This is a genomic window from Janthinobacterium sp. 64, assembly GCF_002813325.1.
Taxonomy (GTDB): Bacteria; Pseudomonadota; Gammaproteobacteria; order Burkholderiales; family Burkholderiaceae_D; genus Janthinobacterium.
Window position 1 is genome coordinate 2,923,780 of the sequence record NZ_PHUG01000001.1, and the last position, 12,019, is coordinate 2,935,798.

10 protein-coding genes are annotated in these 12,019 nt (G+C 65.3%); 4 read left to right on the forward strand and 6 right to left on the reverse strand.

All coding sequences use genetic code 11. The features are described from left to right. The first annotated feature begins 79 nt into the window (after positions 1-79). Entirely contained in the window at positions 80-2,551 is a 2,472-nt protein-coding gene (locus tag CLU91_RS12890) for a TonB-dependent siderophore receptor (protein ID WP_100874479.1), read from the forward strand. Here CLU91_RS12890 and CLU91_RS12895 read toward each other — a convergent pair whose 3' ends face one another. Both CLU91_RS12895 and CLU91_RS12900 read right to left on the reverse strand, forming a co-directional pair. Continuing rightward, positions 2,552-3,616: an alginate lyase family protein gene (locus CLU91_RS12895; RefSeq protein WP_100874480.1), complete on the reverse strand. Its 1,065-nt coding sequence runs from the start codon at positions 3,614-3,616 to the stop codon at positions 2,552-2,554. Positions 3,617-3,627: 11 nt separating this feature from the next. Continuing rightward, complete coding sequence (locus CLU91_RS12900; RefSeq protein ID WP_198521323.1) at positions 3,628-4,635, reverse strand: gamma-glutamyl-gamma-aminobutyrate hydrolase family protein; 1,008 nt, start codon at positions 4,633-4,635, stop codon at positions 3,628-3,630. A gap of 219 nt (positions 4,636-4,854) precedes the next feature. On the opposite strand from CLU91_RS12900, the gene CLU91_RS12905 reads away from it, so the two are divergent. The 3 genes from CLU91_RS12905 to CLU91_RS12915 are packed head-to-tail and all read left to right on the forward strand — an operon-like array spanning position 4,855 to position 6,726. Beyond that, positions 4,855-5,172, forward strand: a complete 318-nt coding sequence (locus CLU91_RS12905; protein ID WP_232730731.1) for a hypothetical protein — start codon at positions 4,855-4,857, stop codon at positions 5,170-5,172. After that, the gene (gene dapA, locus CLU91_RS12910) at positions 5,169-6,206 is read left to right on the forward strand and encodes a 4-hydroxy-tetrahydrodipicolinate synthase (RefSeq protein WP_100874481.1); all 1,038 of its coding nucleotides are present in this window, start codon (positions 5,169-5,171) and stop codon (positions 6,204-6,206) included. Before CLU91_RS12905 ends, dapA begins: the two co-directional genes overlap by 4 nt. A gap of 10 nt (positions 6,207-6,216) precedes the next feature. Further along, positions 6,217-6,726, forward strand: coding sequence for a cobyrinic acid ac-diamide synthase (locus tag CLU91_RS12915; RefSeq protein ID WP_232730732.1), 510 nt, complete (start codon positions 6,217-6,219; stop codon positions 6,724-6,726). A 175-nt stretch (positions 6,727-6,901) separates the two neighbouring features. On the opposite strand, the gene CLU91_RS12920 is transcribed toward CLU91_RS12915, so the two are convergent. The 4 genes from CLU91_RS12920 to kdpC form a co-directional block, all read right to left on the reverse strand. Continuing rightward, complete coding sequence (locus CLU91_RS12920; protein ID WP_100876714.1) at positions 6,902-7,651, reverse strand: TorF family putative porin; 750 nt, start codon at positions 7,649-7,651, stop codon at positions 6,902-6,904. Positions 7,652-7,797: 146 nt separating this feature from the next. Further along, positions 7,798-8,496, reverse strand: coding sequence for a two-component system response regulator KdpE (kdpE, locus tag CLU91_RS12925; protein WP_071075474.1), 699 nt, complete (start codon positions 8,494-8,496; stop codon positions 7,798-7,800). After that, positions 8,493-11,246 carry a DUF4118 domain-containing protein gene (locus CLU91_RS12930; protein ID WP_100874483.1) on the reverse strand — a complete coding sequence of 918 codons (2,754 nt, stop codon included), beginning with the start codon at positions 11,244-11,246 and terminating at the stop codon, positions 8,493-8,495. Before CLU91_RS12930 ends, kdpE begins: the two co-directional genes overlap by 4 nt. 195 nt (positions 11,247-11,441) lie before the next feature. After that, on the reverse strand, positions 11,442-12,017 hold the full coding sequence (kdpC, locus tag CLU91_RS12935; RefSeq protein WP_100874484.1) for a potassium-transporting ATPase subunit KdpC: 576 nt from the start codon (positions 12,015-12,017) through the stop codon (positions 11,442-11,444). Positions 12,018-12,019 lie beyond the last annotated feature (2 nt).

A 12,019-nucleotide genomic window follows, 5' to 3' on the forward strand; every position in this document is an offset into this window, starting at 1 on the left:
AGTGAGCTGTTTCGCCGTGCTCGCGTGACTTGGTAGATAGACATTCCCCATCTTGCGCAATCACGAAAGGTTTTATTCCATGCACCACGCTTCGCGTTCCCTCCTTACCCGCACCGTCCTGGCCTGCGCCCTGTCGCAGATCGGCATGGCCCTGGCCCTGCCAGCATCAGCCCAGGCGCAAAGCCGGCAAGTGCGCACCTACAGCATTCCGGCCGGCGCGCTCGGTGACGTGCTGACGCGTTTCGGCAGCGACAGCGCCATTTTATTATCGTTCTCCAGCGAGTCCACGCAAGGTTTGCGCAGCGCCGGGCTGCAAGGCAGCTATGGCCTGCAAGAGGGCTTCCGCGTGCTGCTGGCCGGCAGCGGCCTGCAAGCCGTGCCGCAATCAAATGGCGGCTACCTGCTGCAAAAAATCCCCGCCAGCGCCAGCGCACCCACGGCGGACAGCCGTGGCGTGGCCATCATGAGCGGCGTCACCGTGGTGGCGGCGGCCGAGCGCAACGCCGCCACCAGCGGCACGGCCAGCTATACGGGCGGCCCTGCCAGCGGCGCCACGGGCCTGGCCCTGACGCAGCGCGAAACACCGCAATCGCTGACCATCGTCACGCGCCAGCAGATGGATGACCAGAACAGCAACGCCGTTTCCGACGTCATGAAAAACGTCAATGGCGTGAGCGTGCAAAACTATGACAGCGACCGCTGGAGCTTCCAGGCGCGCGGCTTTTCCGTCACCAATTTCCAGTACGATGGCGTGTCGGCCATCTATGACGGCGTCTACGACTGGGGCACGACCAACAGCGACATGGCCATCTATGACCGCATCGAAGTGCTGAAGGGCGCGACGGGCTTGATGAGCGGCTCGGGCGACCCGTCGGCCACCGTCAACATGGTGCGCAAGCGCCCCACCGCCCACTTCGAAGGCTCGGCCACCGTCGGCGCGGGATCGTGGGACAACTACCGCGCCGAAGCCGATATCTCCGGTCCCCTGAACGACAGCCGCACGCTGCGCGCCCGCCTGGTGGGCGCCTACCAGGACAAGCACTCCTACCTGGACCGCTACACGCAGCAAAAATCCGTCGCCTACGGCATCATCGAGGCGGACCTGACCCAAGTCACCCTGCTGACGGCCGGCTTCACGCACCAGGATTACAAGCCGCGCGGCTCGACCTGGACGGGTTTCCCCGTGCTGTTCTCCGACGGCACCCGCACGGATTTCCCCACTTCGTGGAATCCGGCCACGGACTGGAGCCGCCGCGACATGCAGAACACCACGCTGTTTGCGTCGCTCGAACACAGCTTCGCCAACGAGTGGAAAGTAACATTGAGCGCCAACCAGCTGCGCAGCAAGCATGACAGCGTGCTCGGTTCGGCCAGCGGCGGCAATCCCAACCCTGTCACCGGCGCAGGCGCGTTTTACTACATGGGAAAATACAAGGGCGAGCGCCGCCAGAGCACCGTCAACGTGGACGCCAGCGGGCCATTCACTGCCTTCGGCCGCCGGCATGAAGCGATGTTCGGCTATTCCAGTTCGACGGCAAAGCAGGATGGCCCCGTCTACGAATCGGTCTACCCGCCCGTGGAAGGCAGTTACTTTGACTGGCGCGGCCAGTACGCGGAACCGGCGTTCAAGCGCCTCGGGAACGACAACGACAGCACGCGCCAGAGCGGCCTGTATGGCGCCGTGCGCCTGCGTCCCGTTGACGCGCTGTCGGTCATCGTCGGGGCGCGCGTGAGCAACTACAAGCAGGAGCAGGACCGCAGCTTCTTCGATCCCAAGACCGCGCGCATCACCTCGCGCATCGAGGAAAATAAGGTCATCACGCCGTATGCGGGCGTCGTGTATGACCTCGACAAAACGTACTCCGTGTTCGGCAGCTACACCAGCATCTTCGCGCCGCAGAGCAACCGCGACGTGAACCGCAACTTTCTGTCGCCCGTGCGCGGCAAGGGTGTGGAAGCGGGCGTGAAGGCAGAATATTTGGATGGCAAGGTCAATGCCAGCACGTCCCTGTTCCAGATCCGTCAAAGCAACGTGGCCAGCTCCGTGGGCCAAGTCAACGGCGAAGAAGCGTATACAGCCATCGACGGCGTGACCAGCCGCGGCGTGGAAATGGAGGTGACGGGCGACGTGATGAAGGATGTGAAGCTGAGCGCCGGCTACACCTACACCCACGTGCGCGACGCGGATGGCAAGGACGTCTTTTCCACCATGCTGCAAACCACGCAGCCTGCCCACCTGCTGCGCGTACAGGGCACGTGGCGCCTGCCGGCCAGCCTGGACAAGCTGAGCGTCGGTGGCGGCATCAACTGGCAAAGCAGCTACTACGGCAATATCTGGAATCCCGCCATCGAGGACGATTCACGCATCAAGCAGGGCAGCTATGCGCTGGTCAACCTGATGGCGCGCTACGAGATCAGCAAGAACGTCACGGCCAGCGTCAACGTGAACAACCTGCTCGACAAGAAGTACTTCACGGGCCTGGGCCTGTTCCAGACGGGCTTTTACGGCGAACCGCGCAATGTGATGTTCACCGTGCGCACGAAGTTCTGACTAACTGCCGTACAGCGCCAGCGCCCAGGCTGGCGGGCGCAAGTCCAGCGCCAGCGACAGGTAAGCAGGGTCGAAACGCGCCGCCAGCAGATACACATTGGCGGCGCCCTTCGGTTCCCAGTTCCCCGTAAAACCCTTTTCGCCGGCCGCCACGCGCTTGCGGTCGAAGGGCACGGCGCTTTTTGCAAATTCCTCGTGCGTCTTTTTGCCCTGCGCATACGGCGCCAGCCAGGCCAGCGCTTCGGCCAGGCGCCGCGCTTCCGGCGCGCCATACCAGTCGTCGCCATGCGCCTGCGCCATCAGGGCCGTCGTCAGCAGCGGCTCCAGGCTGTAGGTGGTGTAGTGCAGGGCGTCGCGCTGCTCGAAGTCGAAGGGCACGCCGCCGGCGCCGATATTGCGCGGCACGTGCGCCAGGAAGCGCTCCTTCGCGCGCGCGATCAGCAAGGCGTCGCCCGTCACATACGCGGCGGCCGTACCGATCTTGATGCGGTGGCTATGCCAGTTGTTGCGCGCCGTGGACGGGCCGCCCACCTTGATGGGATCACTCAGATACCCTTGCGCCAGGGTGCGGCAAAACGCCTGTACCTGTTCGCGCTCGACGCCGTTCAAGCGCTCCTGCACCAGGTCAAAGCCCATCAGCAGGCTGGCCAGCTCCGTCTCGTCGACGGGGCTGAACGATGGCTGATAAGTACCGCTCCAGGCCAGCAGCAACTGGCGCGCTGCCTCGAAATGCGCCAGCTCGCCCGACAGCCGCCAGGCCAGCGCCTGCAAGCGCGCCTGGCGCCAGTCTTCCTGCGCCTGCTGGCTGGTCTCGCGCCCGCCCTCTCCCTTCAGCAAGCCACCCGTGCGCACTTCGGCCATCAGGTGCACGGGCCGCGCCGCATCCTTGCGCGCCGCCTTGATCACCTGCTCGGCAATGGCCGGCGCCACCCGCGCCTTGAGCGTGCGGGCGCGCGCGGCAGACGTCAGCGCAAACGGCAGCGCCCCCTCATGCGGGCACGGCGCCGCGCGCAAGCCCGCCAGGGGCAGCGCCAGCAGGCCGGCCAGCACAGTGCGCCGGCGCATCCGGTGCGTACTCAAAACCGCGTCTCCCGCGCCGCGCGCAAAAAGTTATCGAGGATGGGCGTGCAATCGAGCAGTTCGACGCCGCCCGCCGAATGGAATTCCGGGTGCCACTGCAAGCCCATGACGAAGCGCGCCCGCTGATAGCGGATGGCTTCGACGATATTGTCGCCTTGCGAATATGCTTCCACGGTGACGTCGCGTCCCAGGTCCTTGACCGACTGGTGGTGGATGGAATTGACGAGCGCCTCGCCCGTCTTCGGAAACATGCCCGCCAGGGACGAGCCTTTCGGGAAGACGATGGTGTGGCGGTGGCGGTCATACAGGTCGTTGACGTGGGAAGTCGCGCCTTCCACGTCCGAGGCGATGTCCTGATACAGCGTGCCGCCAAAGCCCACGTTGATCAGTTGGCAGCCGCGGCATATACCCAGCACGGGTTTGCCCGCATCGACGAATTCGTGCAGCAGTTCCAGTTCGTACAGGTCGCGCGCGCGGTCGCCGTTCCATTCCGGCCGCGTGGCCGCCTCGGAATACGTCTGCGGCGAGACGTCGGCGCCGCCCTGCAGCACCAGCCCATCGAGGTGGCGCGCATAGTGGCGCAGGGTGATGTTGCTCGGGTGTAGCTGGCCGCTGGTATTGACCGTCGGGATCATGAACACCAGCACGTCGCGCGACATGACCCACTGCGCGATCGACTCTTCCAGGTATTGCAGGTTCTTGCTGCGCAGGCCAGTGGCGCCCGGCTCGGGGTGAAAAATGCGCGCCGAGATGCCGATGCGCAGGGTGCGCCGCATGAAATCGCGACTGGCCTTGTCGCGCATGGAGCGGTAGCGCGACGAGATCACGCGCCAGGCCAGCGCAAGCGGCGTGTCGTTATCCTTCAGGTAGCGGGGGGCGGCGTCGCGCGCGCGGTGCTCGTCATCGGGTGCCCGGCGACCCACGCGGTCGGGCCGCGCCGGTGCTGGCTCTGGTGGCGCTGGGTCGGTGGACGGGGGAAGCAGGGGATCTTTTTCGTCTGACATGGCGGGGCTGACTGAAAGCGGAGAACGGTTTCAATATAACCCCCTGCCTCCGAAAGCACGATTCAATTTTGTAACAAAAGCATACCCGCGGGGCATCCGCGCAACACGCCGTCGGCAAACGCATACGCCCCGTTTACGCCGGTGGCCCCGCTTTTTAGAGAATCTTTACGCCCCCGCTGCTAATCTTGAACGTACCTCAACCACCGCTGCAAAGACACCATGGAACCCCATTCACGCCTGCAAACGCATCAAGCGCATCAAGCACATCACGCACTGCCCCACCGCCATCCCCGCCTGCCCACTTTCCTCATGCATATCACGGTCGACAAGTCTTGCCTGGCCGAGCTGCGCCAGCTGGTCGTCAAAACGTGCGGCGGCATGCTGTCGTTCATGCGCGTCGAGGCGGTCGACCATGCCGAACGCATGAAGGTCTGGCTGTGCGTGACGGAGCCTGCCCTGCGCCTGACCATGGATGCCGTCATGCGCCTGTTGCCAGCGGCGGAATTTGGCCGCATCAGCCAGGGGAAATCACTATGAACCAGTATGCCTGCGAGCAGGCGATGTCTTCGTCGCGCATCACCGCGCACTTCCAGGGTATCTGGGTGCCGATGGTCACGCCCTTCCTTGATGGCGATGGCGACATCGACTTCGACGCGGCCCAGCAGCTGGCCAGCGAGCTGGCCGCCAGCGGCATCGATGGTCTGGTGGTGTGCGGCACCACGGGCGAAGCGGCCATGCTGAGCGCCGCCGAACACACCATGCTGTTAGATAGCGTGCTCGAAGCCGTCGGCCCCCGCTTTCCCGTCGTGATGGGGATAGGCGGTAGCGATACGCGCCAGGTCACCGCCACGGTGCAACGCTACAACGACCACCCGCTGGCCGGCTTGCTGGTCTCCGCTCCCGCCTATGTGCGCCCTTCGCAGGACGGCATCGTGCGCCACTTCCAGGCCATCGCCGCCGCCACCGACCAGTCCATCGTGCTGTACAACGTGCCGGCCCGCACGGGGGTCAATATCGAACCGCAGACGGCGGCGCTGCTGGCGTCCGACTCGCACTTCGTCGCCATCAAGGAAGCGGGCGGCAAGCTGCAGCAGCTGGGCGAACTGCTGCTCGACACGCGCCTGGACGTGCTGTGCGGCGACGACGCGCTGCTGCTGGCCAGCCTGTCCATGGGCGGCCACGGCGCCATGTCGGCCGCCGCCCAGATACGCCCCGACCTGTATGCGCAGCTGTATCACCTGGTCAGGCAGGGCCGCCACGGCGCCGCCGGCGCCCTGTTCAAGGTCATGCTGCCCGTCATCCGCCTGCTGTTTGCCGAACCCAATCCTGGCCCCGTGAAGGCGGCGCTGGCCATGCAGGGCAAGGTGCGCGACGAGCTGCGCCTGCCGATGACGCCGATGTCGTCCGCCGGCCAGCACAAGCTGGCCGAAGCACTCGCCCCCCTGATGGAACTGCCCGTATGGACAGCCGGCGACAGGGACGCGCCGCGCGAAGGCTGTCTGCTGCAGCTGGTCTCCCCTGCCAACATCATGCCAGCCGTGCGCCAAGATGATCATCGCCATCACGGATGAACGCGGGGGGATGGAGAAATCCATCCTGGCCGGGAGGCTGGCCGCTTCGCGCGCGCTGGCCGGACGCAAGGTATTGCTGCTCGATGCCGATCCGCGCCAGGGCGCCATGGCGCAGGCCAGGAACATGCACGACGGCGCCATGCATGGCAGCCTGACGCGGCCGCGCCTGATGGCGCGCGCCATCAGCGCCAAGGGCTTGCAGCCGGAGCTGGAACACCTGGTGCACTGCTACCACGACATCGTCATCGACAGCGAAGGCCGCGACTCCATGGGCAGCCGTTCGGCCCTGATCGCCGCGCGCGTACTGGTGGTGCCGCTCGACGGTGTCGTGGACGGCGCCGCGCAGGCGGGCCTGGCGCGCCGCATCGCGCACGCGCGCAGCGTCAATCCGGACCTGCGCGTCCTGCTGGCAACGGATACGCAAACGGCCCCCGCCCATGCCCTGGCCAAGCAGATTCCGGCCGCCCGCGTGGTCAGCCTGGGACAGTTGTATTGCGCCGTCTTTAACCTGCCCACTTAGAGTACCTAACATAACCTACTGCGCGTCGCGATTTGCGGCCTCCGATGCTCACTGTGCATTTGCACAGCTGCGCGTCTCGGCCGCAACTCACTGCCGCTCGCTACGGTTCTGTTAGCCGCTCTTAAGCACGCAAAAAAGGCGGCGCATGCGCCGCCTCTCCTCACATCTGCGTCAATTAAAACGTCTTGCTGACCGTCAGCTGCAGCGCCGTCTTGCCCATGAATTTGCCATTCACGGGCGACGCATAGGCAGACTTGTCCGCGTTCGTGCCGATCACGGCCAGCGCGCCCGTCACCATGCCGAAGTCGCGCGTAACGCCCACTTTCCAGTCCGTGTAGCTGGCCGCATCATTGTTCTTGACCTTCTGGTGACCCGCATGCAGGTTGCCGGTCCAGCCGTTCGTCAGGTCGATATTCGCGCCGATATCGAGGTAGCCGCTGTTCTTGCTGTTGACGATGCCGAACAGGTTGGAGACGGCGTGCGAATACTTGATATAAGCGGGGCCGTACGACAGCTGGCCGTAGACTTCCTGCGTGTCCGCGTTGGCCAGGCCTGCGATATGCTTCAAGCCGTTGTCCGCATACACATACGCGAGCACGCCCACGTCATAGCCAATGGCGTCGTTCAACTGGCCGCGCTTGCCCGCATACAGGTCCACTTCCACGTCGCCGCTGCCGCCCGCATCCTTGGTCCACTTGATGGTGGACGCCCAGGCGCCCGCATACAGGCCCGTCGGATTGTTGACGTAATCGACGCCGCCCTGCAGCGCAGGTTTCAAGCGCGTCTGCGAAATGCCGCGATAACGGTAGTCGGACACGCCGGCCACGTTGAAACTGACTTCGTTGTCGGGCTTGGCCTCGTCCGCGTGGGCCAGGCTGCCCGTAAAGGCGGTCGCGACGGCAAGTGCAAGTAGCATTTTGTTCATGGTTTTTTCTTCTTCATGGGTGGTATGGGCCTTTGCCAACATGGCGCAGCTGGCCCGCCGCTGCAAAAATTCGCTGCAAAAATTTTAGGTAAAGCGTCCCCCCGGCGCGCGCGGCGCCTGTTTTCAAACAGGGGAAAGAAAGCTATTTAAAGGGGCAAGAGCAATCGGTAGCCGACGGCCGTTTCCGTCAGCAGGTACTGCGGCTGGGCCGGATCGGCTTCCAGCTTCTGGCGCAGATGCCCCATATAGATGCGCAGGTAATGGCCGTTTTCGCTGTTCGACGGCCCCCACACTTCGCGCAGCAACTGCGGATTGGTGACCACCCTGCCCGCGTTTTTTACCAGCACCGAGAGCAGGCGAAATTCCGTCGGCGTCATGTGCACCAGTTGCTTGTTGCGCGTCACCAGCCGGTCCTTCAAGTCAACGCGCACGTCGCCAAACTGCACCACGCCATCGTCGCTGGCGGCGGGCTGGCGCTGGCGACGCAAGGTGGCGCGCACGCGGGCCAGCAGTTCGCCCACGCCGAACGGCTTGGTCAGATAATCGTCGGCGCCCGCGTCCAGCGCGCGGATCTTGTCCTCTTCGTCGACCCGCGCCGACAGCACGATGATGGGCACGGCCGACCATTTGCGGATGTCGGCGATGAAGTCGATGCCGTCGCCGTCGGGCAGGCCCAGGTCCAGCACGATCAGGTCGGGCCGGCGCGTGCCCGCATCGATCAAGCCCCGCTGCATGGTGGCGGACTCGAAAATCTGCCAGCCCTCGTCTTCCAGCGCGGCGCGCACGAAGCGGCGGATTTGCGGTTCATCCTCGACCAGCAAGGCGGTGGCGGAAGGTTCGTTCATGATGGTTTTCCTGTTTCGTAGTCGTTGGCGTCATCGAGTTCGATCTCTGGCGGCGCAGGCGGCGAGCCCAGCGGCAGGCTGAAGACGATGGCCGCGCCCTGTCCCGGCGCGTGCGGCTGCGCGTGGATGGTGCCGCCGTGGGCTTCGACGATGGCGCGGCAAATGGCCAGCCCCAGTCCGACGCCCGGCTTGTTCGATTCGCGTTCGCCGCGCGTAAATTTTTCAAAGATGGCTTCTTCGCGGCCGGGCGGCAAGCCCGGGCCATCGTCAGACACCCTCACCTGCAGGAACTGGCCGTGCACCCCGGCCGCGACCGTGATGGTGCTGCCGGGCGGCGTGTACTTGGCCGCGTTTTCCAGCAGGTTGCACAGCACGCGCTCGACCAGCACGGCGTCGTAGCGCACCAGCGGCAAGTCCGGCGCCAGCTGCGTCTGCACGGCATGCTGCAGCAATTGCGGGCCGCTGGCGCGCAGCGCGCTGCCCACCACTTCTTCCAGCGCCTGCCATTGCAGGTTCAGGCGCACCTGGCCGCTCTCGATGCGCGCCATGTCCAGCAAGTTCGCCACCAGGGCGCTCATGCGCACGGTTTCGGACTGCAGCGAACGCGCCATGTCCAGCTGCGCGGGCGACAAGGCAGGCCGCGACAGGGCCAGCGATTCGGCCAGGCCCACCAGCGACGTCAAAGGCGTGCGCAAGTCGTGCGACAGCGCCGCCAGCAGCGAATTGCGCAGCCGCTCGGACTCCATCTGCAGCAGCGCGCCCTGGGCCACGTCGATGTAGTGCACGCGTTCGAGCGCGATGGCCGCCAGCGCAGCAAAGGTATCGAGGTGCTGGCGCTGTTCCGGCACCAGCAGCCAGCGCCCGTGCTGGGCAGCTTCCAGCGGCAACAGCGCCAGCACGCCCCGCGTGCGCATCGGCGCAATCAGCGGCAGGTAGAAAATGGGTGAAGCCGGCAAGGTATCGGTGCCCGTCCCCGCCGCCTGCGCATGGTCAAAGGCCCACTGTGCGATGCCGATATCGAGCGGCTCGCCGCCGTTCGGGGCCTGCAAGCTGCCCTCGTCATCGGGCAGCAGCAGGGTAGCGCGTGCGCGGAAAGCCCGTTCGATGGTGCTTTTTGTGATGTCGAAAATCTGTTCCGTCTGCAGCACGCCGGACAATTCCCGCGAAAACTCGTACAGGGCGCGGGCGCGCGCTTCGCGGTGCGAGGCCACGCGGGCCTGGAAGCGCAGGCCGGCCGTCAGGTGGCCCGTGATCAGGCCCACGGCCAGCATCACGCCAAAGGTGATCACGTACTGGAAATCGCCCACGGCAAACGAAAAGCGCGGCGGCACGAAGACGAAATCGAAGCTGGCCACACCCACCAGGCTGGCCAGCGCCGCCGGCCCGCGCCCCAGGCGCACGGCCACCAGCACCACCGTCAGCAAGGACAGCATGGCGATATTGGCCAGGTCAAGATAAGGCTGCAAGGGGACCAAGGCGAGGGCCGTGGCCAGGCTGACGCCGGCGGCCAATATGTAACGCCAGTGGCGCGAGGACCGGCGCGGCGCGGGCGCATCGTCATCCGCCGCGCGCCGGGGCGCCGCATCGGCTGGCGGCAAGCCAACCTCGATCAAGTCGATATCGGGCGCCAGGCTGGCCATGCGCGCCGCTGGCGGCGCCTGCCACAGGCGCGCCAGCGCACGGCCATGGCCGCGGCCACGGCCACGGCCCACGATGACTTTCGAGATATTCGCATTGCGCGCATAGTCGACCACGGCGCCGGCGATGTCGGCCGACGGCACAATGGCCGTGCGCGCGCCCAGGTCCTGCGCCAGTTTCAAGGTTTTCAGGATGCGCTCGCGCTGGCCCGCCGGCAGACGCTGCAAACGCGGCGTTTCCACGTACAGCGCATGCCATTCCGCATTCAACTGGCTGGCCAGGCGCGCCGTGCTGCGGATCACATGCTCGCCGCCCGCGTGCGGTCCCACGCAGGCCAGCAGCGCGGCGCCCGTCTTCCACACGGGATTGATCGATTTCTCGACGCGGTAGGCTTGCACGTCGTCCTGCACCCGGTCCGCCGTACGACGCAAGGCCAGTTCGCGCAAGGCGATCAGGTTACCCTTGCGGAAAAAATGCTGCGATGCCCGCTCGGCCTGCAGCGGCTGATACACCTTGCCCTGCTTGAGGCGGCGCAGCAGTTCATCGGCGGGGATATCGACCAGCACCACTTCATCGGCGCGGTCGAACACCGTGTCGGGCAGGGTTTCGGCCACGCGCACGCCCGTTATCCCGCCCACCACGTCATTGAGGCTTTCCAGGTGCTGCACGTTGACGGTCGACAGCACGTCGATGCCGGCCGCCAGCAATTCCTCGACATCCTGCCAACGCTTCGGATGGCGCGAACCGGCCACGTTCGAGTGGGCCAGTTCATCCATCAGTATCAGCGGCGGCGCGCGCCGCAGCGCTTCATCGAGGTCGAACTCGAACAGGGTCTTGCCCCGGTACTCGATGGCTTTCAGGGGCAGCACGGGCAAGCCGTCAAGCTGGGCCGCCGTATCCAGGCGCCCATGCGTCTCCACCACGCCCACCAGCAAGTCCTGGCCATCAGCCAGCAGTTTGCGGGCGGCAGCCAGCATCGCATAGGTCTTGCCGACGCCGGCCGAGGCGCCGAAATAAATGCGCAGCCGGCCGCGCGCGGCTTTCTTTTCCTGCGCCTGCACTTGCGCCAGCAGGGCATCAGGGTCGGGGCGTTGGCTGTCGTTGGGGAGCATGTTGTATTTTAATCTTCTTGCGTAATGCTATCTTGTTATTTTGCCGTGGCGTCAAGCGGCGGCGTAAGCATGTAGGTCGGATTAGCGCTTGCGCGTAATCCGACAACATTGTTGGCCCGGACAGTGGTGATGTCGGCTTACGCTGCGCTAAGCCGACCTACGCCGACCTACGCCGACCTGCGCATCTTCGCCAGCTTACTTTGCCATGGCATCGAGCGCCAGATTCAGTTCCAGCACATTCACGCGCGGTTCGCCGAAAAAGCCGATATACGCAGTTTTCTGCACCTTGGCGATGGCGTTTTCCACCTGAGCCAGCGGCATGGCGCGCACGCGGGCCACGCGCGGCGCCTGGTACAGGGCTGCCGCCAGGCTGATTTCCGGGTCCAGGCCGCTGCTCGATGCCGTCACCAGGTCGACGGGAATGGCGCGCGTATTGCCGGGATCAGCTTCCTTCAGGGCGGCGATGCGCGCCTTGACGGCGTCCACCAGGGCGGGATTGCTCGGTCCCTGGTTCGAGCCGCCAGAACCGGCGCCGTTATTGGCCATCGGCGCGGTGGCCGATGGACGGCCCCAGAAATACTTGGGCGAGGTGAAGGACTGGCCGATCAGCATCGAGCCGACGGGCTTGCCACCACGCTCGACGATGCTGCCGTTGACTTCATCGCTGAAAGCCAGCTGCCCGATGCCGGCCGTGGCAAACGGATAGACCACGCCGCAGATCACGGTCAGCGCGGCAAACAGGACCAGGGCGGGACGTACGATAGTGCTCATGA